At 68.6% G+C, this 23,225-nt stretch carries 21 protein-coding genes and 1 pseudogene; 9 read left to right on the forward strand and 13 right to left on the reverse strand.

Annotated features, from left to right (window positions below):
- Positions 1–31: 31 nt before the first annotated feature.
- The 4 genes from sepH to pdxH form a co-directional block, all read right to left on the reverse strand.
- Complete coding sequence (gene sepH / locus AMYHA_RS06240) at positions 32–865, reverse strand: septation protein SepH (RefSeq protein WP_034268887.1); 834 nt, start codon at positions 863–865, stop codon at positions 32–34.
- 196 nt (positions 866–1,061) lie between these two features.
- Positions 1,062–2,189: a phosphoserine transaminase gene (gene serC / locus AMYHA_RS06245; protein ID WP_034268890.1), complete on the reverse strand. Its 1,128-nt coding sequence runs from the start codon at positions 2,187–2,189 to the stop codon at positions 1,062–1,064.
- A gap of 97 nt (positions 2,190–2,286) precedes the next feature.
- Entirely contained in the window at positions 2,287–3,651 is a 1,365-nt protein-coding gene (locus tag AMYHA_RS06250) for a serine hydrolase domain-containing protein (RefSeq protein ID WP_034268893.1), read from the reverse strand.
- 109 nt (positions 3,652–3,760) lie between these two features.
- On the reverse strand, positions 3,761–4,447 hold the full coding sequence (gene pdxH / locus AMYHA_RS06255) for a pyridoxamine 5'-phosphate oxidase (RefSeq protein ID WP_034276102.1): 687 nt from the start codon (positions 4,445–4,447) through the stop codon (positions 3,761–3,763).
- Positions 4,448–4,749: 302 nt separating this feature from the next.
- Between pdxH and AMYHA_RS06260 the strand changes: the two genes are divergently transcribed.
- Positions 4,750–5,880 (forward strand): citrate synthase 2, encoded by a 1,131-nt coding sequence (locus AMYHA_RS06260; protein WP_034268896.1) that lies wholly within the window; start codon positions 4,750–4,752, stop codon positions 5,878–5,880.
- 222 nt (positions 5,881–6,102) lie between these two features.
- Positions 6,103–6,813, forward strand: a complete 711-nt coding sequence (locus AMYHA_RS06265; protein WP_157361859.1) for a hypothetical protein — start codon at positions 6,103–6,105, stop codon at positions 6,811–6,813.
- Between the two features lie 94 nt (positions 6,814–6,907).
- Here AMYHA_RS06265 and AMYHA_RS06270 read toward each other — a convergent pair whose 3' ends face one another.
- Complete coding sequence (locus AMYHA_RS06270) at positions 6,908–8,053, reverse strand: acyl-CoA dehydrogenase family protein (protein ID WP_034268902.1); 1,146 nt, start codon at positions 8,051–8,053, stop codon at positions 6,908–6,910.
- A 160-nt stretch (positions 8,054–8,213) separates the two neighbouring features.
- Here AMYHA_RS06270 and AMYHA_RS06275 point away from each other — a divergent pair, with 160 nt between their 5' ends.
- From AMYHA_RS06275 to AMYHA_RS06285, 3 genes and pseudogenes are all read left to right on the forward strand, one after another.
- The gene (locus tag AMYHA_RS06275; protein ID WP_034268905.1) at positions 8,214–8,798 is read left to right on the forward strand and encodes a TetR/AcrR family transcriptional regulator; all 585 of its coding nucleotides are present in this window, start codon (positions 8,214–8,216) and stop codon (positions 8,796–8,798) included.
- A gap of 223 nt (positions 8,799–9,021) precedes the next feature.
- Positions 9,022–10,338, forward strand: a complete 1,317-nt coding sequence (locus tag AMYHA_RS06280; RefSeq protein WP_051399596.1) for a citrate synthase — start codon at positions 9,022–9,024, stop codon at positions 10,336–10,338.
- A 96-nt stretch (positions 10,339–10,434) separates the two neighbouring features.
- A pseudogene (locus AMYHA_RS06285) lies at positions 10,435–10,581 on the forward strand (deoxyribodipyrimidine photo-lyase); the annotation flags it as partial.
- 10 nt (positions 10,582–10,591) lie between these two features.
- Here AMYHA_RS06285 and AMYHA_RS06290 read toward each other — a convergent pair.
- The 4 genes from AMYHA_RS06290 to AMYHA_RS06305 are packed head-to-tail and all read right to left on the reverse strand — an operon-like array spanning position 10,592 to position 15,218.
- Positions 10,592–11,776, reverse strand: a complete 1,185-nt coding sequence (locus AMYHA_RS06290) for an ABC transporter permease (protein ID WP_034268911.1) — start codon at positions 11,774–11,776, stop codon at positions 10,592–10,594.
- Entirely contained in the window at positions 11,773–12,711 is a 939-nt protein-coding gene (locus AMYHA_RS06295; protein WP_051399597.1) for an ABC transporter ATP-binding protein, read from the reverse strand. The genes AMYHA_RS06290 and AMYHA_RS06295 overlap by 4 nt, the downstream gene beginning before the upstream one ends.
- Before the next feature lie 58 nt (positions 12,712–12,769).
- On the reverse strand, positions 12,770–13,531 hold the full coding sequence (locus AMYHA_RS25565) for a hypothetical protein (RefSeq protein WP_051399598.1): 762 nt from the start codon (positions 13,529–13,531) through the stop codon (positions 12,770–12,772).
- Between the two features lie 34 nt (positions 13,532–13,565).
- A complete protein-coding gene (locus AMYHA_RS06305; protein WP_034268914.1) occupies positions 13,566–15,218 on the reverse strand; it encodes a long-chain fatty acid--CoA ligase in 1,653 nt (550 codons plus the stop codon).
- 234 nt (positions 15,219–15,452) lie between these two features.
- Here AMYHA_RS06305 and mihF point away from each other — a divergent pair, with 234 nt between their 5' ends.
- Complete coding sequence (mihF, locus tag AMYHA_RS06310; RefSeq protein ID WP_051399599.1) at positions 15,453–15,764, forward strand: integration host factor, actinobacterial type; 312 nt, start codon at positions 15,453–15,455, stop codon at positions 15,762–15,764.
- A 179-nt stretch (positions 15,765–15,943) separates the two neighbouring features.
- Positions 15,944–17,086 carry an isochorismate synthase gene (locus AMYHA_RS06315; RefSeq protein ID WP_051399600.1) on the forward strand — a complete coding sequence of 381 codons (1,143 nt, stop codon included), beginning with the start codon at positions 15,944–15,946 and terminating at the stop codon, positions 17,084–17,086.
- Between the two features lie 101 nt (positions 17,087–17,187).
- Here AMYHA_RS06315 and AMYHA_RS06320 read toward each other — a convergent pair whose 3' ends face one another.
- The 4 genes from AMYHA_RS06320 to AMYHA_RS06335 all read right to left on the reverse strand — a co-directional run bounded on the left by AMYHA_RS06320 (position 17,188) and on the right by AMYHA_RS06335 (position 21,059).
- Complete coding sequence (locus AMYHA_RS06320; RefSeq protein WP_034268917.1) at positions 17,188–17,883, reverse strand: 4'-phosphopantetheinyl transferase family protein; 696 nt, start codon at positions 17,881–17,883, stop codon at positions 17,188–17,190.
- Between the two features lie 166 nt (positions 17,884–18,049).
- Positions 18,050–18,694 carry a TetR/AcrR family transcriptional regulator gene (locus tag AMYHA_RS06325; RefSeq protein WP_034268920.1) on the reverse strand — a complete coding sequence of 215 codons (645 nt, stop codon included), beginning with the start codon at positions 18,692–18,694 and terminating at the stop codon, positions 18,050–18,052.
- A complete protein-coding gene (locus AMYHA_RS06330; protein ID WP_034268923.1) occupies positions 18,685–20,289 on the reverse strand; it encodes an AMP-binding protein in 1,605 nt (534 codons plus the stop codon). Before AMYHA_RS06330 ends, AMYHA_RS06325 begins: the two co-directional genes overlap by 10 nt.
- A complete protein-coding gene (locus AMYHA_RS06335) occupies positions 20,286–21,059 on the reverse strand; it encodes an enoyl-CoA hydratase/isomerase family protein (protein WP_034268926.1) in 774 nt (257 codons plus the stop codon). The genes AMYHA_RS06330 and AMYHA_RS06335 overlap by 4 nt, the downstream gene beginning before the upstream one ends.
- Before the next feature lie 81 nt (positions 21,060–21,140).
- On the opposite strand from AMYHA_RS06335, the gene AMYHA_RS06340 reads away from it, so the two are divergent.
- Entirely contained in the window at positions 21,141–22,745 is a 1,605-nt protein-coding gene (locus tag AMYHA_RS06340) for an amidohydrolase (protein ID WP_034268929.1), read from the forward strand.
- A gap of 13 nt (positions 22,746–22,758) precedes the next feature.
- Positions 22,759–23,199: a GNAT family N-acetyltransferase gene (locus tag AMYHA_RS06345; protein WP_034268932.1), complete on the forward strand. Its 441-nt coding sequence runs from the start codon at positions 22,759–22,761 to the stop codon at positions 23,197–23,199.
- The last annotated feature ends 26 nt before the right edge of the window (positions 23,200–23,225 follow it).

The following is a 23,225-nucleotide window of genomic DNA, read 5'->3' on the forward strand; positions in this document are numbered from 1 at the left end:
ACGAGGCGGGAGGCTGCCGGGTTCCGCCGTGTTAGCCGCGCTGGCTGCGCACGCCGAGCAGGACGTCTTCCCACGCGGGCACGACGGGGTGGCCCTTCTTGGCCTTGCGGCGCGGTGCCGGTGGGACGTCGTCGGGCGCTTCCGGTGCGGCCTCCGCCTCTGCCCGCGTGGGCAACGGAGCCTCGATCACCGTGGCGTCCTCGGGCTCTTCCTCCCAGTCCGGGTCGAGCATGGCCTGCTCGTCGTCCTCTTCGATGACGGGCCGCAACGTGCGTGGCGATCGGCGCACTTCGGGGTCGTGCAGGTCAGCCGCGTTGTCGTCCAGCGCGGCGACGGTGCCGCCGTGGGCGCCGGGAGAGAACGACCAGTGCGCGCGGTTATCCGAGCGACCGGTCTGCCACCGCAGACAGACGACCCACTTGCCGCCCTCGCCGCGCCAAGCGTCCCAGCTCGCGGTGGTGTAGTCCTGCCCGCGCACACCGAAGGCGTAGGCGACGACCTCGCCGAGAGTGCGCACGTCGGGCCCGTCCTCGCGCACGGGGTGGGCATCCTGCGCCAGCTCGGCGGTGCGGGCTCGCTCAAGCAGCACGGGATAGGCGAAGCGCTCGACACGCTGCTCTGGGATCCCGGCGTTCGCCGCGAGCTGCGCGACGGTTTCGCCGGCACGAATGCGGGCCTGAATCTCACGTGGGCGCATCTGGCTCTCCAACTCGATCTGGATCTGTCCGAGCCGGGTGATATCGCCGCGTGCCGCTGCACGTAACCGCTCGTCGGCCGGGAGCAAGAACTTCTCCCCGCGCTCGGTGTCTTCGCACACGATGGACTTCCCGTCCTCGTGCAGCCCGACAACCCGTAGCGCTCGCATTCCCGCCTCCCGCGACGTCACCTATCCGAGTGGTAACAGTAAATCGGCGCGTCGGCTTGACGGTCGAGCCACGCCGATACTTGACCCAATCTGGTCGTGTTGATCACGCGGATGGGCGAGGGGTGAGGTGCGACGAAGGGCTTCTTACCCGCATTTCGCGCGAGTAAGAAGCCCTTCGCTTCACCAGAGCCAGTCGTCAGCCGAGCTGCTCCACCACGTACTCGATGCAGCGGGTCAGCTTGGTGACGTCGTCCGGCTCGATCGCAGGGAAGGTGCCGACGCGCAGCTGGTTGCGGCCCAGCTTGCGGTACGGCTCGACGTCGACGATGTTGTTCGCGCGCAGCGTCTTCGCGACCGCGGCGGCGTCGATGTCGTCCGAGAAGTCGATGGTGCCGACGACCTGTGAGCGCAGCGCGGTCTCGGTGACGAACGGCGAGGCGTAACTGGTCTTCTCGGCCCACTCGTACAGCCTGCCGGACGACTCGGCCGTGCGCTCGGTCGTCCACTTCAGACCGCCGTTGGAGTTCATCCAGTCGAGCTGGTCCGCGAGCAGGAACAGCGTCGCCAGGGCCGGTGTGTTGTACGTCTGGTCCTTGCGGGAGTTGTCCAGCGCGGTGGTCAGCGACAGGAACTCCGGCACCCAGCGGTCGGACGCGCCGATCTCGCCGACGCGCTCGATCGCGGCGGGCGACATCAGGGCGAGCCACAGCCCACCGTCGGAGGCGAACGACTTCTGCGGCGCGAAGTAGTAGACGTCGAAGTCCTCGGCGTTCACCGGCAAGCCACCGGCGCCGGACGTCGCGTCGATCGCGACCAGCGCGCCCTCGCTGCCCTCTGGCCTGCGCACCGGAACCGCGACGCCGGTCGACGTCTCGTTGTGCGCCCAGCCGACGAGGTCAGCGCCCTGCTGGTAGCTGATCGCCGGTGCGCTGCCCGGCTCGCCCTCGACCACGATCGAGTCGGCGAGGAACGGCGCGCCGTTGGTCACCTTCGCGAACTTCGAGGAGAACTCGCCATAGGTGAAATGCTGCGCACGCTCGCGTACCAGCCCGAACGCCGCGGCGTCCCAGAACGCGGTGGTACCGCCGTTGCCGAGCACGACTTCGTAGCCTTCGGGCAGGCTGAACAGCTCCCGCAGGCCCTCGCGCACGCGGCCCACCAGCGACTTGACCGGCTTCTGACGGTGCGACGTGCCCATGACGGAAGCGCCGTCTGATGCCAGGTTGGCGAGCTGCTCCGGCCGCACCTTCGACGGACCGCAGCCGAAACGCCCGTCGGATGGCTTGATGTCGTCGGGGATGATCACCTGTCCAGATTCGGTCATGCCAGTCAGTGTGACTGACGTCCCGCTCTCCTGGCCCATCGGTGTGCCCAACCGCATTCGTTTCAGTCTTTCGCGGGCGTCACCCTGACTCGTCGGCTCACTCGGTCGCGGAGCGCCAGCCCTCTTCGTCGACTCCTCCTGGGATCGGGGCCGCCGGGTCATACGGCGTCCGGGTGAAGATGAACGTCGCCAGATTGAGGTGCTGCGGCACACCCGCCGTGTCCCGCTCGACACGCAGCGTCTCGCCCGCGTAGTAGCCGTCAATGCCTTCCCACAGGTCGTCACCCACAGGGCGGAACCGGGAGCGCCTGCCCGCGGTGACCGGCACCAGATCGAGCCACCCGTTCGGCAGCACCTTGACGTGCATCGGCGACGGCCCCCAGTGCCACAGGCCGGTCAGTTCGAGCAGCTTGAGGTCGATGTCGGCGGGCCGCCACGGCTCCGGCAGGGCTGGCTCGCGCTCGTCGGCGGTGCGGATCAGGTCGATCACCACGCCGAGGATGCCGACGCCCGCCGTGGTGTTGGCCATCGCCAGCGCCCCGGTGCCCGACACCTGGTCGACCATCGAGCACGCGACGAAGCCCGGCATGGACCCGGTATGGCCCGCGTAGCTGCGGCCGTGCTGCCTGGCCAGCTGGAAACCGAGGCCGTAACCCATGGCCCAGACGTCGCCGTCGTCCACGGTGGCCGCCTGACGCATCTCCGCGACGGTGTCTGGATGCAGCACGTCGCCGCTGTGTCCCGCGGTGAACGCCGTCCAGCACGCGAGGTCGTCGACCGTGGACCACAGCTGTCCCGCAGGGGCCATGGCACCAGCATCCGGAGTCGGCTCCGGCAGCACGACGTCCGCGAACGGATGCACCGCCCAGCCCTTCGCCGCCGCGCCCTCCGGATGCGCGGTGGTGCGGGACATGCCGAGCGGAGTGAGGATCTCGTCGCGCAGCGCGTCCAGCCAGGTGGATTCCCGCCGCCGCGCGATGATCTCGCCGAGGATGCCGTAGCCGGTGTTGGAGTAGTGGAACTGCTTGCCTGCCCGCAGTTTCAGCTCGGCTGGGGTGAGGTCGGCCGCCAGCGCCTCCCAGGTGTCGCCGACACTGCGCTCCCACCACGAGCCGGGCGACTCCGACGTCATGCCGGAGGTGTGCGCGAGCAATTGCGCGATGGTCAACCGCCCGAACGCCTCGGTCTTGGCGTCGTCCAGGTGGGCGTCGACGCGATCGTTGAGGTCGAGCTTGCCCTCGTCGCGCAGCCGCATGACCAGCGCGGCCGTCAGGCTCTTGGTGATCGAGCCGAGGCGGTACTGCGTGTCATTGGTGGGCGGGACGTCGCCGACGAAGCCACGGGCGCCCGACCACACCAACTCGCCCCCGCGCACGACCCCAGCGACCAGCGACGGCGCGCGGTTGGTCGACTGCTCGGTGGCGATACGCGACAGCAGGGCGAACTCGGTACTAGGGAGCATGCGGGTCATTCTGCACCGAACGATCGCATCGCGCGGTGCTGTTTCGCCATTGGCCACGGTGCGACTCGCAGCACGACCCGAGACGCCGCCAGGGCCGCTCGGTGCCGCCCTACGGAGCGATGCGGTCGATGCGCCAGTCGTCGCCGTCCTCACGGACGTAGCGGAGCCGGTCGTGCAGGCGGTCCTCGCGGCCCTGCCAGAACTCCACCAGGTCAGGGATGATCCGCCAGCCACCCCAGTGCGGCGGCGGTGGCACCTCGTCGGCGTCGGCGAACCGGCGCTCGATGGCGCGCAGCGCGCTCTCCAGCGCCCGCCTGCTCGGCACCACCCCTGACTGCGGCGACGCCCACGCCCCGAGCTGCGACCCGCGCGGCCGGGACGCCCAGTACGCCGCCGTCTCGGCGGCCGACACCTTCTCGACCGGCCCGCGCACGTGGACCTGCCGGTGCAGCGCGTACCAGGGGAACGTCGCGGACGCGTAGCGGCCGGTGCTCAGCTCGTGACTCTTGGCTGAGGTGTAGTTGGTGTAGAACGCGATGCCGCGCTCGTCGAGGCCCTTGCACAGCACGGTGCGCGAGGACGGCCTGCCCTCGACATCCGCAGTGGCGAGCACCATCGCGTTCGGCTCGGCGACTCCGGCGTCGACCGCGTCGTCAAGCCACTGCTGCAACTGCTTCGTCCACGTCGAGGCCAGGTCGGCTTCGTCAAGCGCCTCACCTTCGTAAGACACCCGCATCCCGGGCAACGTGACGGCGAGACCCGATACGTCACCATCGCCTGTCGTGAACTCAGTCATGCGGTGTCCTCCGGTAATCGACCACAGCGCCATACCAACTCGGTAATGATGAAGGTACGGCCCACGGTACGGGCAATGGAAGGGCGCGATTCGGTGGTGAGTGTTGCCCACGGTCGCCCTGCGTTGTCAGATAGGCATGGCACCCGGATAAAACGTGATCGAACACACTACGTGCGCCGATTGCCCGCCGCGACGGCCAGGAGCACCCTGATGCGATCAACGCACGTTAACCACCGCGGCGCGGCGGGGGACACTTGCCGTGTCGCGCCTAATCCGAGAACCGGACACGGCGAGGAGCCTCGATGACACAGGGGAACACACAGAGCGCAGATGACGGTTTCCGTCCCGGCCTTGAGGGCGTAGTCGCCTTCCGCACCGAGATCGCGGAACCGGACAGAGACGGCGGCGCGCTGCGGTATCGAGGTGTCGACATCGAGGACCTCGCGGGCAAGGTGACGTTCGGGGACGTCTGGGCGCTGCTGGTTGACGGCACGTTCGGTCAGGGATTGCCGCCGGCCGAGCCGTTCCCGATCCCGGTGCACTCCGGTGACGTCCGGGTCGACGTTCAGGCCGCGCTGGCGATGCTCGCCCCGATCTGGGGCTACGAGCCGCTGCTCGATATCAGCGACGAGCAGGCCCGCGACCAGCTGGCCCGCGCGTCAGTGATGGCACTGTCCTATGTGGCGCAGTCGGCGCGCGGCATCGGCCGCCCCGCGGTGCCGCAGTCGCGGGTGGACGAGTGCGACACCGTCACCGAGCGGTTCATGACCCGCTGGCGCGGCGAGCCGAACCCCGCACACGTCAAGGCGATCGATGCCTACTGGGCGTCCGCGGCCGAGCACGGCATGAACGCATCGACGTTCACCGCCCGCGTGATCGCCTCCACCGGCGCGGATGTCGCCGCGTCGATATCCGGCGCGATTGGCGCGATGTCCGGGCCGCTGCACGGCGGCGCGCCCGCGCGGGTGCTGCCGATGGTGTCCGAGGTGGAGCAGGTCGGCGACGCACGCGCGGTGGTGCGCGACATCCTGGACCGCAAGGACCGGCTGATGGGCTTCGGACACCGTGTGTATCGCGCGGAGGATCCACGTGCCCGCGTGCTGCGCCGCACCGCGAAGGAACTGGGCGCGCCCCGCTACGAGGCAGCGGCCGCATTGGAGCAGGCAGCGCTCGCGGAGTTGCGGGAGCGTAGGCCGGACAGGGCGATCGAGACGAACGTCGAGTTCTGGGCCGCGGTGATGCTGGACTTCGCCGAGGTTCCGCCACACATGATGCCCGCGATGTTCACCTGCGCGAGGACGGCGGGCTGGTGCGCGCACATTCTTGAGCAGAAGCGCACCGGACGTCTGGTGCGGCCGTCGGCCGTCTACGTCGGTCCCGAGCCACGCCGCCCGCAGGAGGTCGAGGGCTGGGACACCGTCCAGGCCCTCTGACGCCGGGCGGGCGGTGCGGCGTGCGGCGGCTCGCGAGTCGCACCTTAATCGCCGCGAGTCGCACCCTAATCGCCGCGAGTTTCACCTTGACGGCCGCGAGTCGCGCGTTCCGTGTCGCCGAATGCCGCGGGTCACTAACCTGGAGTGATGACGTCGAGGGGGAGCTCCGAGTACAGCCCGCTGCTGCCTGTTGGGAGACGACGGCCGCTTCCGGTGCGTCTGGTGCGAACCGTCCGTTCGCGCCGGAGCCACCTGCCAGCACCGTGGATCTCCGTCGCGGCGCTCGTGCTCGGTGTTGCGCTCGCCGCTGTGGCGGCGTTGCTCTTCCGCTGGCCGTGGTGGCTGAGCGGCCTCGTTCTCATCGCCCCGGTGTCGCTTGCGGCACTGCTGTTCGCCGCGACCGCGTTCACCGGGGGAAAAGCGGCCGAAACGTGGTCCCAGCTGACGCTGGACGTCCTGTCCAGCGTGAGCCAACGCCGGGCGCGCGAGCTCGCACTACGCCGCAGGGTGGCGCCGTTCCGGTCCGCGCCGTTTCCGCTGTACGGGCTGCCGCCAACGTGGCCCGGCCGCCGGATGTTGGGGAGCACGTCGTCCAGCGCGGACCGGAACGGGCCCATGCGGACGACGGCGCTCGAACTGCGGCACGTCAACGGGCCTGCGGTGGACGTCGAGGCTTGCCACGTCGATGACGACGGACTGACCGTCCGGCTGGACGAGCTCGGAGCCGACGTCGACGACGGTGGCGTGGTCACCATCCCGGTTGACGGCCAGGAGCACGAGTTCCGCTACCGCACGTCGGACGGCGGCGTTGTCGCATACACCCATGTCGGCGACCACGCCATCCTCGTGCGCTGTGACCGGAGCGTTCTGGACGACGTCGAACTGGTGCGCATCACCGACTTGCAGCCCTACATCGACGGCCGCAGCCCGTAGGTTCCCCGCGATCATCAGGCGTTGTGGCGATATATGTCGCCGCAACGCCTGATGATCCACACGGCGACGTCGGTGGGGCGGGCCGCCCGCCACGTCACGCGTTGCGCAACTCCTTGGCGATGACCATGCGCTGGATCTGGTTCGTGCCCTCGAAGATCTGCGGCACCTTCGCCTCGCGCATGTAGCGCTCCACCGGGAAGTCCTTGGTGTAGCCCGCGCCGCCGAGCACCTGCACCGCATCGGTGGTCACCTTCATCGCCGAGTCCGTCGCCACCAGCTTCGCGATGGACGCCTGCCGCGCGAACGGCAGCCCACGGTCCTTGCGGCGCGCGGCCTCCAAGTACGTCGCCCGGGATGACTCCACCGCCGCGGCCATGTCCGCCAGCAGGAACTCGACGCCCTGGAAGTCGATGATCGACTTGCCGAACTGCGTGCGCTCGGTGGCGTAGCGGACCGCCTCGTCCAGTGCCGCCTGCGCCAGCCCCACCGCGCACGCGGCGATGCCGAGCCTGCCGGACGCCAGCGAGTCCAGCGCGATCCGCAGCCCGGCGCCCTCCTCGCCGAGCAGCCGGTCAGTGGGCACGCGCGCGTCGGAGAAAATCATCTGCGACGTCGTCGAGGCCGTCATGCCCATCTTGCGTTCCGGCGTCGCCGCCGAGAGGCCGGGCGTGTCGGCGGCCACGAGCAGACAGCTGATGCCCTTGGAGCCGGCTGGCGAGGTCCGCACCATCGTGGTGTAGAAGTCGGCCTTGCCGCCGTGGGTGATCCACGCTTTGGTGCCGTTGACCACGTATTCGTCCCCGTCGCGCACCGCCCGCGTCGACAGCGCCGCCGCGTCCGACCCGGCGTGGGTTTCGGACAGCGCGTACGCGCCGAGCAGGTCGCCGCCGAGCAGGTCAGGCAGCCAGCGGTCGCGCTGCTCGTCAGTGCCGTAGAACGCCAGCGCGAAGCAGGACATCGTGTGCACGCTCAGCCCGACGCCGACGGACATCCACGCGCTCGCGATCTCCTCGAGCACCTGCAGGTAGACCTCGTATGGCACGTCGCCGCCGCCCCACCGCTCGGCGTACGGCAGCCCGAGCAGGCCGCTCTTGCCGAGCAGCCGGAACTGCTCGCGCGGGAAACGTTCCGCCTGCTCGTACTCGTCGGCGCGCGGTGCGAGTTCGTCGCGGGCGATCTCGCGGGTCAGCGCGAGCAGATCCTCGGCCTCGGTGGACGGCAGCAGGCGTTCGGCTGGCATGGCTCTCCTCGAGCAGTACTGAGAACGATACTGTAGAGCTTAGCTCAGTACTCTCATGTCGAGAAGACCGAAAGCAAGCTGCCTGGCACGCAGGCGTGACCTGCCAGTTCTGCTTGCTGCCGGTCGGATCGGCAGCTACTGGCGCAGTACGCTGAAGCCCATGGCACCCGGCGCACGCAGACAGCCGACGGCGCGGCAGCTGGCGCTGCTCGCCGACCTGGAGGAACTGTTCCTCGTCAAGGGTTTCGCCGCGTTCACCCTCGACGACCTCGCCGCGCAGCTGAGCTGCTCGAAATCGACGCTCTACACGCTCGCGGCCAGCAAGGAACAGCTCGCGACGCTGGTGGTGCGCCGGTTCTTCAAAGGCGCGGCGCGCACCATCGAGGAGCGCATCTCGGACAAGACGGATGTCCGTGAGGTCGTCGCGACGTATCTGGCCGGGGTATCCGACCAGCTCGACCGGGCGTCTCCGGAGTTCATGCGCGACATCGCGGAGTTCGCACCCGCCCGCGCCGAGTACGAATCGAACAGCAGGGCGGCAGCGGAGCGGATTTCGTCATTTATCGACGACGGCGTGCGCGATGGGACGTTTCGCGAAGTTCATGCCACGCTGATCGCGCAATTCGTCGGCGTGCTGATCGAGGCGATCCAGACCGGGGTTGTGGCTGATCGTGCCGGGGTCAGTGACGCCGAGGCGTACACCGCATTGGCCGAACTTTTGCTCGATGGATTGACCCGAGAGTGATCCACCTTACGTGGCGATCATCCACCGACTGTGAGAATGTTCCCAACTCCGCCGTTCCAGGGCCGTCAGATGCTGCGCGAATGGTGCTATCTGCACTAGCGTAAGGCCGAATTCATACCCCAACGGGGCGGTGTGCGGTGCGGGTCCTGTCTTGGGCTGGCTGACCACAGCCGGCCGAGCCCAGTCAGGCGCAGCCGTCCCGTGTGACGTGAGAGGGACGTACATGTCCGACACCGCAGCCACGCCGCACACCGGCACCGAGACCGTCACGCTGCGCTTGCCGAGCGGTGAGCATGAGCTGAACGTAGTACCCGCGGTCGAGGGCGCGCCGGGCATCGAGCTCGGCAAGCTGCTCTCGTCGACCGGGTACATCACGTATGACCCCGGTTTCGTCAACACCGGCGCGACGTCGTCAGCGATCACTTACATCGACGGCGATGCGGGGATCCTCCGGTATCGGGGGTATCCGATCGAGCAGCTCGCGGAGCACTCGAACTTCATCGAAGTCTCCTACCTGCTGATTTACGGTGAGCTGCCCACCGAGCGTCAGCTCGCCGACTTCAACGGCCGCATCGAACGCCACACCCTGCTGCACGAGGATCTGAAGCGGTTCTTCGACGGCTTCCCGCGCGACGCGCACCCGATGCCCGTGCTCTCCAGCGCGGTCTCCGCGCTGTCGACGTTCTACCAGGACTCGCTCAACCCGTTCGACGAACCGAGTGTCGAGCTGTCCACCGTCCGGATGCTGGCCAAGGTGCCGACGCTGGCGGCCTACGCCTACAAGAAGTCCATCGGCCAGCCGTTCCTGTACCCGGACAACTCGCTCAGCCTCGTCGAGAACTTCCTGCGGATGACGTTCGGGTTGCCCGCAGAGCCGTATGAGATCGACCCGGACATCGCCAAGGCGCTCGACCTGCTGTTCATCCTGCACGCCGACCACGAGCAGAACTGCTCGACGTCGACGGTGCGGCTGGTCGGCTCCTCCGAGGCGAACCTGTTCGCCAGCGTCTCGGCGGGCATCAACGCGCTGTTCGGCCCGCTGCACGGCGGCGCCAACGCGGCGGTGCTCGACATGTTGGAGGACATCAGGGCCGACGGTGGTGACGTCGACCGGTTCGTCTCCAGGGTGAAGAACAAGGAGGCAGGCGTCCGGTTGATGGGCTTCGGCCATCGGGTCTACAAGAACTACGACCCGCGCGCCAAGATCATCAAGAAGACGGCGGACGAGATCCTCGGCAGGCTTGGCAAGAGCGACGAGTTGCTCGACATCGCGAAGAAGCTGGAGGAGACCGCGCTCTCCGACGACTACTTCGTCGAGCGCAAGCTCTACCCGAACGTCGACTTCTACACCGGCCTGATCTACCGGGCGCTCGGCTTCCCGACCGAGTACTTCACCGTGCTGTTCGCGCTGGGAAGGCTGCCGGGCTGGATCGCGCACTGGCGCGAGATGATGCTCGACCCTGCCCGCAAGATCGGCAGGCCGCGCCAGGTCTACACGGGTGCGCCCGAGCGGAAGTACCTCGACATCGAGAAGCGCTGACGTCCTGCGCACCGTCGGCAGCCAGCTGAGCTGCCGACGGTGGTCGCTGGCGCATTGGCGCGCTCAGCGGTGGCGGGGCCGGGCACAATGATCGGGATGTCCGACCGTTGTGCCGTGCTGTGGTTCCGGCGGGACCTGCGGCTCGCCGATCACCCCGCCCTGCTGGCCGCCGCCGACCGCGCCGAGACGGTGCTCGCGCTGTACGTGCTCGACGAGCGCCTGATCGGGCCAGCGGGGGCGCCAGCGAGGCCGCTCAGCCGCGCAGCGCTGCCGTGAGCTTCATCCTGCTGCCGGTGTGCAGCACGGCGTTCTGGTAGATCCGCCCGCCGATGTAGGTGACCAGCGTGATCGCGGCGAGTGTGAGCCCGATGGCCAGCGCGCTTTCCCACACCGCGACGTCGCCCGCCGCGATGCGCCCCGGCATCAGCACTGGCGACATGAGCGGGATCAGCGACAGGACGCGTGCCGCCGTGCCGTCGGGGTCGGCGATCATCACGTTGAACCCGGCGAGGAAGCCGACCACAAGCACCATCGTCACCGGGGTGAGCACCGACTGCGCGTCCTCCTGCCGCGACACCAGCGCGCCAGCACCCGCGAACAGCGCGGCGTACAGGAAGAACCCGAGCAGGTACCAGATCACGCCCCACACCAGGGTGCCAACGGCGACACCGGACAGCGTGAGGACGTCGGCTGCCAGCGCCAGTGCGATACCGGCTCCCGCGATCGCGACCAGCTGGATGAGACCGACCAGCCCGATCCCGATGATCTTGCCGAGCAGTAGCTGCCACGGCCGGATCGTCGCGAGCAGGATCTCCACGACGCGACTGGCCTTCTCCTCGACGACGCCTTGGGCGACGAGCGTGCCATAGGCGTTGATCGACATGAACAGCAGGAACACCATGATCGCGCCGATGGCGAGCCGTTGCTCGTCCTCGGCGCCGCTCGGCTCGATCGCGGTGACCTCAACCCGCGTGGCGTTCGCTTCCGCCATCACGCGAGCCGGATTGGGCACACCAGCCTGCGCCAGTTTCGCGGTGAGCACTTCCTGCTGAGACAGCCCGGTGAGGACGGCCCGCAGCCTGGGGTTCAGCTCCTCGGCGACCAGCACCCGCAGCTCGGCGGGGGTACCGGAGACGACGGCGTCCAGCGAGCCATCGCTGAGATCGGCCCTCGCAGCGGTGAGGTCGACGACGGTGGTCGTCTCGACGTCGATCTCCAGCTCCGACGCCGCTGCCGCCACCCGCTCGGAGAGTCCGGTCGCCTGGCCAGCGAAGCCGATCTTGCTGCGGTCCTCACCGCCGAAGACCGACATCTGGAGCAACACGTAACCCGCCATCACCGCGATGATCACGAGCGTGCCGATCAGGAACCACTTGGTGCGCAGCCGAAGCGCAAGTTCCCGTTGCGCGACGAGGCGCACCGCGGCGGCCGATGTCACTGTGCGTTCCCTTCGACGACGACGTTGCGGAACAGCTCGGGCAGCGTCGGCCGGTGCCGGGAGAACTCGGTGACCCTGCCCGCTGCCATCGCCGCTCGCAGCACGGCCTGCTCGTCGGTGTCCCGCGCCAATTCGAGCAGCGTCGCGCCGCCGTCGGACCCGGCCACCCGCACGCCGTCGATGTGGTCCGCCCAGCCCGGTGCGGCATCGACGTCGACCCGCAGCCGGGTGGTGGCGTCCGCGGTGAGCTCGTCGATGCTGCCGACCGCCACCATCGCGCCGTCGCGGATGATGCCGACCCGGTCGCAGAGCCCTTCCACCAGTGCGAGCTGGTGACTGGAGAACACCACCGGCACGCCCTGCGCGGCCTTCTCCTTGAGCACCTCGCTCATGACGTCGACGGCGACCGGGTCGAGGCCGGAGAACGGCTCGTCGAGCACGAGCAGTGCCGGGTCGTGCACCAGCGCCGCCGCGAGCTGCACCCGCTGCTGGTTTCCCAGGCTGAGTTTCTGGATCTCGTCATCGCGGCGATCGGCGATGCCGAGCCGTCTGATCCAGTTCTCCGCGGCGGCGTGCGCGTCGTTGGTGGCGAGGCCGTGCAGCCGCGCGAGGTACACGAGCTGGTCGCGGACGGTCATCTTCGGATACAGCCCGCGTTCCTCCGGCATGTAGCCGATGCGGGCGCGCGTCTCGAGGTCGATCGGCTCGCCGCCGAAGCGCACGTCACCGGCATCCGCGGCGAGCACGCCGAGCATGATGCGCATCGCCGTCGTTTTGCCGGCGCCGTTGCTGCCGACGAACCCGAACAGCTCACCAGGGCCGACGGTGAATCCGACGTCGTCGAGCGCGACGATGTCGCCGTAGCGTTTGCGCAGGCCAGTGACCTCTACGGCGTGCCGCACCCGGCTCCCGGCGTGCTGCACGTCGAGCGCCATGGCGTGCCTCCTCGCGCGATCGCTGCCTCCCAGCACGGCCAATGATCGCGCGCGGTGATCAGGGCCGTCGCGGCGGGGTGGGGTGGGATGCGTTGTATGACCCTTTCACTCCGTTGGGTGGGGCGAAAGCGTCATTCGTCGCGTCTGGTGCGGGGAAGGCGCCATCCACCGCGCGGACCGGGGCACCGTCCACCAGTGCAGAGAACCGGTCCGGATGGCAACCGACGTAGCCGTGCACCGGTGCGGTCAGCGCGGGGCCGTCGACCGTCACGACGCCGTCCGGCAGCAACTCGCGCCGGTAGCGCGGGTCGTCCCTGCCCGGCTCGCCCCAGCAGCTCAGATCAGCGGCCTCGCAGACGTCGAGCACCTTGAGCTGGTCTTGGGTGACGAGCAGGACGGCGTGCTGCTCGATGACGTCCGGGACGTCCGGCACCGGAATGAGCGTCACCGTGCGCTGGTTGTCGCGGGCGCGCACTCCCGTCGTCCACACCGCCGAGTAACCCGTGCACCAGGCAAGCACCGCCACCACCGGCCCGGTGAGCCCGAGGTTGTCCCGCAACCAGGTGAGCTTCGACGGGCAGGCGTTGGAGCCATACGCGAGCACCGGCGTCCTGCCCACCAGGGGTGGCGAGCCGTGCGCCGCGAGCCAGTCGTCCAGGGGAACGCTGTCAGTGCCGCCCGCGCCGTTCACCAGGTACTCGCCGCTGGCCACCGTCAGCGGGTACCCGACGCCGTCGACGTGGACGAACGACGTCGGCGGACGGCGTCCGGGGTACGGGTCGGCCGGGTACTCGGCGTCGGTGAACAAGTCCGCTAACACGGCCCCGAGTGTGGCCGACCCGCGCCCGGCGACGCTACGCCAGCCGGGTGATCTCCAGCTCGCCCTCGGCATTGGCGGTGCGCAGCCGCTTCTTGTCGAACTTGCCGACGCTGGTCTTGGGCACCTCGTCGACGAACGTCCAGTTCTCCGGCAGCTGCCACTTGGCCACCTTGTCGCCGAGGAAGTCCCGCAACTCGGCGGCTGAGACCTGCTCGCCCTCCTTGAGTACGACGGCGACCAGCGGCCGCTCATCCCACTTCTCGTCCGGGATGCCGATGACGGCGGCCTCGGCCACGGCGGGGTGCGCCATGACGCTGTTCTCCAGCTCCACCGACGAGATCCACTCGCCACCCGACTTGATGACGTCCTTCGACCGGTCGGTCAGCGTGAGGAAGCCGTCCGGGGTGATGTGGCCGACGTCGCCGGTGCGCAGCCAGCCGTCGTGGAACTTCTCCGGGTCCACTGTGCCTGTGGCCTCGCCGGCCGGGCTGGACACGTGGTACGCCGATGCGATCCACGGCCCGCGCACCTCGAGCTCGCCGACGCTCTCGCCGTCCCACGGCAGCTCGGCGCCGGAGTCGTCGATCAGCCGCGCCCGGACCGACGCGGGGAAGCGGCCTTGGGTGTAGCGGTAGGCCCAGGCCTGCTCGCCGGATGTGCCCTGCGGGGCTCGGGCAACACTGCCCAGCGGCGACGTCTCGGTCATGCCCCAGGCGTGCAGCACAGGAACGCCGTGCTCCTCCGCGAACGTGTGCATCATCGCGGGCGGTACCGCCGACCCGCCGACGACGACCTCGCGCAGGTGCGAGATGTCCTGCGGGTTGGCCTCCAGGTGCTGCAGCAGGCCCTGCCACACGGTCGGAACGGCCGCGGCGAACGTCGGCTTCTCGGTGGCCAGGATCTCGGCGATCGGGCCAGGCTGCAGGAACCGGTCAGGCATCACGAGCGACGCGCCGACCATGAACGCCGCATACGGCAGTCCCCAGGACATCGCGTGGAACTGCGGCACGATCGCCAGCGCCTTGTCGGCCTGCGAGAGCGCCATGCCGTCGGTCATGCACACCTGCATCGAGTGCAGCCAGATGGAGCGATGCGAGTAGACGACGCCCTTCGGGTCACCCGTCGTGCCGGACGTGTAGCACATCGCGGCGGCTGAGTTCTCGTCGATCTCGGGCCAGTCGAAGCTGGTGGGCTGTGCGGCGAGCAGCGCTTCGTAGGAATGCACCTTCACCCCATCGGGTGCTTCCAGCGAGGCGGCATCCCCATTGGCGACGATCACGTGCCGCACCGTCTTGAGCTCGGGCAACTGCTTGGCGAGCAGCGGCACCAGCGTGCCGTCGACGATGATGACCTCATCCTCCGCGTGGTTCGCGACGAAGATGAGCTGATCGGGGAACAACCGGATGTTGAGGGTGTGCAGCACCGCGCCCATCGCGGGGATCGCGAGATACGCCTCGAGGTGTTCGTTGTTGTTCCACATGAAGGTCGCGACCCGCTGATCAGCGGTGATGCCCAGCGAGCGCAGCGCATTCGCCAGCTGTGCCGCACGCTCGCCGACCTGCGCGAACGTTTCCCGCCTCGGTTCGGCGTCCGTCCATGTGACTACCTCGCTCGCGCCGTGTGTGCTCGCGCCATAGCGCAGCAGTTGAGACAGAGAGAGCGGGACGTCTTGCATGGTGCCGAGCATGGGTTACTCCTGGTGTCACGTAGGGCCACGGAAGCGGTTTGTGGCGAGCCTAACCCCGTTCGCAACGCTCGATATCCACCTTTCGCATGAGTGCTTTAGCCAGGTGATATGGCGTGTCGAGGAGGCACGTTTGGCCAGGTTGGCGTTTACTTAGTGAGTAGTGCCTGCCTGGGCGAGTCGGTTCGCGGCCCGCGACGGCAGGACGATCAAGCGCAAAGAGGAAGGATTAGTACGTTGGCTCTGCCCACGTTGACTCCGGAGCAGCGCGCCGAAGCGCTCGCCAAGGCGGCGGCCGCTCGTAAGGCCCGTTCCGAGCTGCTTGCGTCGATCAAGTCCGGCGAGCAGAGCATCGACAAGGTGCTCAAGCGCGCCAAGGAGGACAAGACCATCGGAAAGACCAAGGTCGCGGCGCTGCTCAAGGCCGTGCCTGGCCTCGGTGCGGTGAAGGTCGCGGCGCTGCTCGAACAGGCGGGTATCGACCCGGACCGCCGTGCGGCCGGGCTCGGTGAGCGGCAACGCGCCGCACTGCTCGACGCGCTCAAGTAGCGCATACCAACCTAGGTCTCCACCGGCACGCCAGGTGCCGGCATAAGACCTGGTAGACGCCTTAACGGGCGTCTACCAGGTGGCTCGCGCGTGTCTTCGCGAGGTAGTTGCACTGATCACGGCCACGGATCCTGTGCGCCGGGTAGTGCCACAATCGTTCCGTGACGGATACCGCGAGCATGTCGCGCCAGGGTGTGGCCGACCCCGTACGTGCGCTCGCCGACTATCGCCGTGGTGATTTCCTGTTCGCCACCCAGCAGCGCACGCTGTTCGCCCGCGGTGTCGCGCGCGAACTCCCCTTCGCGGGTGATTCTGCGCTGGCTGCTGAGCTGGACGACGCCGCGACCCCGCTCGCGGTTGGCGTGCTGCCTTTCGACCTGACAGCCGGGCCAGCGCCCCGGCTCGTCGTGCCTCGCGAGCTACGGGTGGCAGGACCGGCGCATGAGTCGATCCGGGCGTTGCCCGTGCGCCAGATCGGCGTTCCCGAACGCATGCTCGCCGTGCCCGAGCAGGACAAGCACATCGACGCGGTGGCGCGCGCGTTGGAACCGCTGCGGGACGGCGCGCTGCGCAAGGTGGTGCTGGCGCGGGTGCTCGACATCGCCTTCGCCAACGATGTCGACCCGGCGAGCGTGCTGCACAACCTCATCGCGGACAACCCGGATGGTTTCACCTACGCCGCCGCGCTCCCTGGCGACCGCACCCTGGTGGGTGCGAGCCCCGAGCTGCTGGTGCGTCGTTATGGAACGCGCGTGGTCGCGCACCCGCACGCGGGCACCGCGTCGCGCTCGACCGACCCCGACGTCGACGAGGCCAACGCGCGTGGTCTGCTCGCTTCCGCGAAGGACAAGACCGAGCACGCGCTGGTCGTTGAGGCCGTCGTCGAGGCGCTGCGGCCCTTCTGCCGCACGCTCGATGTGCCCTCGGCGCCTTCGCTCGCGCCGACGCCCGCCGTCTGGCACCTCGGCACTGAGATCACCGGCGAGCTGGCTGACCCAGACGTGAGTGCGTTGCGGCTGGCCAGGGCGCTGCACCCGACGCCTGCGGTGTGCGGCACGCCCACCGCCGCGGCACGCGAGCTGGTCGGCGAGCTGGAACCGTTCGACCGGGACTACTACGCGGGTGCTGTCGGTTGGGTCGACGCCGCTGGCGACGGCGAGTGGGCCGTCGCGATCCGTTGTGCGGAGATCGCCGATCGCTCGATGCGGCTCTACGCGGGTGGCGGCATCGTCGCGGCCTCCGACCCGGACGCGGAGCTGGCCGAGACCTCAGCGAAGTTCGCGACACTGCTGCAAGCCATGGGCGTCGACCTGGACGCATAGGTGCCAGCGCTCCCTGCGCGCCGTGTCCGACGTTCAGGACGCCGTGTCCTGCACTCGTGACGCCGTGTTCGACGTTCAGGGCGCTGTATCCGACGTTCAACTCACAGCGAGGCCCAGTGCTCGGTGATCTCGACCGGCACATTGGTCAGCGCGGCAACGGCAGCGCGGTAGCCGGGACCGGGATCGACGTCGAGCAGGGTCGCGGCGGCGGGGTCGAGCGCGGCGTCATCGGCAGCCACCAGCCGAGGGGGTTCGCCGGGCGCGGACAGGGTAATGTTCCGCAGCGGGATCTTCAGCCCGCGCCCGGTTGCCTTCATCAGCGCTTCCTTGCGCGCCCAGTAACTGAAGAACGCGGCAGCGGCGTCGTCTGAGGTTAGCCCGGCCAGGGCCGTGCGCTCGGTGTCGTTGAGTGCGTAGTTGATGAGGTCGTTGGTCGCGTTCCTGCTGGCGGATTCGACATCGAGTCCTATCGGGACACCAGTCGTGACCGCGACGCCCACCCGGTCGCCGGAGTGCGACAGCGAGAGCGCTACGTCGTCGTGGCCGATGACGCGCGGTTTGCCGTGCGCCTTGCCGCAGTCCTGGCAGGTCGCATCGAAGCTGATCTCGGCGGGCTTGGTACCGAGCCATCGGGCGATGGCGAACCGAGCGAGCACCCGACCGGTGAGGAATCGCTGTTTGTCCGCGTTCTGCCGGTATGCGTCGAAGCGCCCGCGTTCCGCGTCATCCAGCGTGTCAAGGTAGTCGTCCGCCGACGCCAACGGACGCGACCACCACACCTCGCACGCGACGCTCATGGGTCCAACCTACGGGTCATGTCCCGCATCCCGACGTGTGCTGCGTCAATGTCGTCGGGAATGCACAACATGGCGTCGGGAATGCCGAACACGACGTCGTGAGTGCAGGACACGACGTCCGGAAGGTCGGACACAACGTCACGAGTGCAGGACACGGCATGTGGGGTTACACCCGGGTGCCCCAGGTGTACTTCACGATGGTGCGGCAGCGGTCCATGTCGGGCTGTGGTGGGGCGTCGCCGGTGCTGAGCGAGCGGAGCGCGATGTCGGTGAACTGGCTGGCGAGCCTGTCGAGCTTGATCTCGCCCTTCGGTGAATACCATCGCGCGACACCGCTGCACATCTCCAGCAGTGCCCTCCGGGCGATGCCGTCGTGATCGGGCCGGAACAGCCCTGCCTCAGAGCCCTGCTCGATCGTCTCCGCCCACAGTTGTTCGTAGGCATCGCGCTTGTCAATCACTCGCCTGCGCAGTTTCGGCGCGAGCGAACGGAGCTCGTTGTCGACGACGGCGGTCTCCTTGGCTTGCACCGCGTGTGCGATCACGTGGAGCGTGACCAGCCTCCCGAGCTTCTCCTGCGGGTCGGCAACATCGGTTGTCGCCAGCATCGCTGCGGACAGCAGCCGCTCCAGGCTCTCCCACATGATGTCGGCGAGCAGTTCCTCCTTGCTGCCGATGTAGTGGTACAGGCTCGCGGGTGACACCTTCGCCGCCTGGGCCAGCTCCCTGATGCCGACGCCGTGGAAGCCCTTCTTCGCGAACAGCCGGATCGCGGCATTGCGTACTCGGGTCTGGGTCGGGTTTACCGCCATGATTGCTCCACCCTGTCGTAAGTTCGTGCGAGCGCGTCGCCGTCGTTGCCCCGCAATTGTCCTTTCGCGACCCGCTCCGATGGTGTCGTGGGTAGTGAGTCCACAATCGCCCAAAATCGAGGCACCTTGAAATAGGCCAGTTTGGACGAACAGAACTCAGCTAGTTCATCCGGCTTCGGATTCGCGTCCCCTGAGGGGACGACGAACGCCTTGATCTCTTCGCCCCGGACCTCATCTGGTACGGCGATGACGGCGGCGAGCGAGATGTCCGGATGCTGCTGCAGCGTGCGCTCCACCTCGTCGGCCGAGACGTTCTCGCCGCTGCGCCGAATCATGTCCTTTGTCCTGCCCACGTAGTACACCAGGCCGTGCTCGTCCATGGTGGCAAGGTCACCAGTGTGGAACCAGCCGCCGCGAAACGCACGTTCTGTCGCATTGGGGTCGTCGTGGTAGCGCAGCATGAGGCCGGTGCCGCGCAGCGCCAGCTCACCGGTCTCGCCTCGTGGTAGCGGCAGGCCGCCCTCGCCGAGGATGACGGCTTCGCGGTCGCGGGTCGGCCTGCCGATGCAGCCCGATCCAACGAGCGCGTCGTGATCAGCCTCGGACATCCTGATGTCCGCTCCGGTCTCGGTCATGCCGAACGCCTCGTACCATGGCACGCCCCACCGCTGTTCGAGCGCGGCATGCACGTCGCGGGGGATAGCCGAGGCATGGATCGCACGGACGTGATGCCGCCGGTCGTCTGGGTGTTCCGGTTGCCGCAGTAGCAACGTCGGCATCAGACCGAGGCAGTAGAACCAGGTGACGTCGTACTCGCGCACCTTCTGCCAAAACGTCGACGGGTGGAACCGGTCGAGCACGACAAGCGTCGCGCCAGACGCGAGTCCTAACGCGACATTCCATTGCGGATCGATGTAGTGGAACGGCTGCGCGGTGATGAGCGTGTCAGCGTCGCTAATGGCGGGAAAGTCGGTCACCAGCCCGCGGGCCAGCGTCACCCAGTACCGGTGGGGGAGCACGCAGCCCTTCGGCGCCCCTGTCGTGCCCGAGGTGTACTGGATGTTCACCGGCTGCTCCGGAACAGCGGTGCCGGCGTCCCCGCGGGCAGCGAGGCCGATGCCGGAGGTGGCGGTGCTCTCGGTGGTGCTTTCGTGCCAGGAGACGCCAGCTGCCGGACCGACATCGTCCGGCGTCAGCACCCGCTCCAGCGCGGTCGCAGACCGAATGCGGGCGAGCAGGTCGGTGAACTCCGGTTCCACCACCGCTAGTCGCGCGCCGGAATGCGCGAGCACATGCCCGCCGTCGACCTCGCGATAGTTGGTATTGACCGGCACGATCGCTGCCCCGATGCGGGCGAGCGCCAGCCACAGCAGCGGGAACTCTGGCCGGTTGCGCAGCATCACGGCGACCCGGTCACCAGCCGAGATGCCGTAGTCGGCCAGCGCTCCGGCGAGCCGTGCGCTCTGCCGCGCCACGTCATCGAACGTCAGCGAGGTGCCGGTCTCGTCGAACACCCACGCCGTGCGGTCCGGCCATCGTGCCGCAGCCCGACTGACCAGCGAGGACAGGTCGTCGATCTCGGCGAGCGCCGTCATGTGCCCTCCGTGCCCCGCTCGCGGAACCGCCCTGCCGACGCCGCGACGGCCGCGGTGTTCTCGGTGAACAGGGCGTGCGTGACTTCGAGTTCCAGAACGGACTCCAGTGAGGCGTCGATGCCTGAGTCCAGCGCGCGTTTGACCAGCGTGACCGCATAGGACGGTTTGCCAGCCAGCTCGCGGGCCATCTCGACGGCGGCATCCCGCGGTTCGCCGGCGACGACCCGATTGATCAGCCCCATCTCCAGCGCCCGCTTGGCACCGATGCGCTCCCCGAGTAGCAGTAGTTCCTTCGCCCGTACCGGCCCGACAAGCAACGGCAGCAGCCGGGACGCGCCGCCGGTGACGCTGAGTCCGAGTCCGGCCTCCGGGAACGCGAATACCGTGTCGTCCGCGGCGAGGATCAGGTCGCAGCCGAGCGCGAACTCCGCGCCCGCTCCGATCGCGTAGCCGTGCACCGCAGCGATTACCGGCTGTGGCAGGGCGCGCAACCGTCGCGTCACATGCTGAATTCGCTCCAATCTGCCGCGCGAATCACCGGTCGGTGCCGGTTCCTTGAGGTCGTGGCCAGCGCAGAAGGCCCTGCCGTTACCGGCCAACACGACGGCGCGCACGTCGTCTCGCGCCGCGATCTCGTCCAGTCGCGCGATCAGGTCGTCGACGAGCGCGGGCACCACCGCGTTGAGCCGGTGCGGCCGGTCGAGCGCGACCACGGCGACGCCGTCGTCGATGTCAATGGCGACCGTGCGCGCTGAGTCAGCAGACGTCATGACTCCCAAGCCTAGACGATCGAACGATCGGTCGGCTAGGTTTGGGTCGGTACCTACCAATGGCGATGTGGGGGTCGACGAATGCGGGTGGACGCGGTCTACACCGGGGCACGGGTGCTGACCGGCGAGGACTTCCGGCCTGCCGACGCACTGGCCGTGCACGGCGGCAGGATCATCGCGCTGGGCGACGCGGCGCGCGAGCTCAGCGCGGCACGAACCATCGATCTCGCCGGTGCCACCGTCGTGCCGGGCTTCCACGACGCGCACAACCACATGGCCTGGTATGGCACGGGCCTCGACGAACTAGACGTCAGCGACGCTCGTTGCGCGAGCCTCGACGACGTCTACGCCGCCGTCGCCGCGCGCGCCGCCGAGCTGCCGGCAGGCAGCTGGATCGTCGGGCGCGGCTACGACCAGACCAAGCTCGGCAAGCACCCCGACCGGCACGGCCTCGATCGGGCCGCACCACGGCACCACGTGAAGCTCAAGCACACCACCGGTCACATGTGCGTCGTGAACTCGCTGGTGCTGAACCAGCTCGACCTCGCGAACGTGCCCGCGGGCGGCGACGTCGTCGCGGAGGGCGGCGAACCGACCGGTCTGTTGCGAGAGCAGGCGCAACGGCTGCTCGATCCGCTGCTGTACCCGGTGCCACTGGCCGACGTCGAACGCGGCATCGACCGCGCTGGTCAGCAGTACCTCACCGAGGGCATCACCAGCGTGCAGGAAGCGGGCATCGGCAGCGGACTCGTCGGCAACACGCCCATCGAGCTGGCCGCGTACCAGCGCGCTCGTGATGCTGGCACGCTGCGGGTGCGCACCGCGCTGATGGTCGCCGCCGACTCGCTGCATCCGCTGGAACACGGCGACGGCGACGACGTCGATTTCGGCCTCGACCTGGGTCTGCGCACCGGGTTCGGCGACGACTGGTTGCGGATCGGGCCGATGAAGCTGTTCTCCGACGGTTCCCTCGTGGGGCGTACCTGCGCGATGCACCAGCCGTTCGCGGGCGAGACGGATAACGTCGGGTACTTCCAGACGGCGGAGGACGACATCGGTGAGATCATCCGGCGCGCGCATCGGTCCGGCTGGCAGATCGCCACGCACGCCATCGGTGACCGCGCGATCTCCGTGGTGCTGGACGCCTACGCCGCCGCGCTCGCCGAGTACCCGCGCGCCGACCATCGACACCGGATTGAGCACTGCGCCGTCATCGACCAGCCTGACCTGCGGCGGGTGGCCGCGCTTGGCGTCATCCCTGTGCCGCAGGGCCGGTTCGTCAACGAGATCGGCGAGGGCATGCGGGCCGCGCTCGGGCCGGAGCGTGAGGCCTGGTGCTACCGGCAGCGCGGCTTCCTCGACGCGGGCTGCGTCGTGCCAGGCAGTTCCGACCGGCCGGTGGTCAACGGCGCGCCGCTGCTAGGCATGGCGGACATGGTGCATCGCCGTACCCCGACCGGGCATGTGCTCGCGCCGGACGAGCGCGTCAGCGCGCGTGAGGCCCTGCGTGCCTATACCTACGGCTCGGCGTACGCGGGCCGCGTCGAGCGCGACCTCGGCACGCTCGACGTCGGGAAGCGCGCCGACTTCGTCGCGCTGTCCGCCGATCCCACCGATGCCGATGCGCTGGGCGAGATCCGCGTGCTCGCCACCGCGATCGATGGTGCGATTGTCTATGAGAGCTGAGCGAGGGAGGGCCATGCCAGTACGGGACGCGACACGCGCTGACGTCGATGAGATCTGCTCGCTCATCGAGGAGCACGCCGCTTATGAGGACAAGCACGACCTGCGGCTGGATCGTGCGGGGATGACCGAGCACCTGTTCGGGGCCGCCCCGAAGGCATGGGTGCTCATCGCCTATCCGGATGATGACCCAGGCGCGGTGGCCGGTTTCGCGTTCTGCTGGTCGACGTTGTCGACGTGGGAGGGTAAGCCCGGTATCTGGATGGACGACCTGTTTGTCCGGCCCGCTTATCGACGTCAAGGCCTCGCCGCCGAACTGATGGCCGCGTTGCGCAAGCGCACCGACGGCAGGGTCGAGTGGGAGATGCGCGAGGGCAACGACAAGGCGACGGCGTTCTACGCGCAGCTCGGCGCGGTGCCGGTCACCGGCTGGGTGCAGTACCGCTGGCAGCTCTGACGGCGGAGTTGACGGCAGCACATCAC

Source organism: Haloechinothrix halophila YIM 93223, from assembly GCF_000504245.1.
GTDB lineage: Bacteria > Actinomycetota > Actinomycetes > Mycobacteriales > Pseudonocardiaceae > Haloechinothrix_A > Haloechinothrix_A halophila.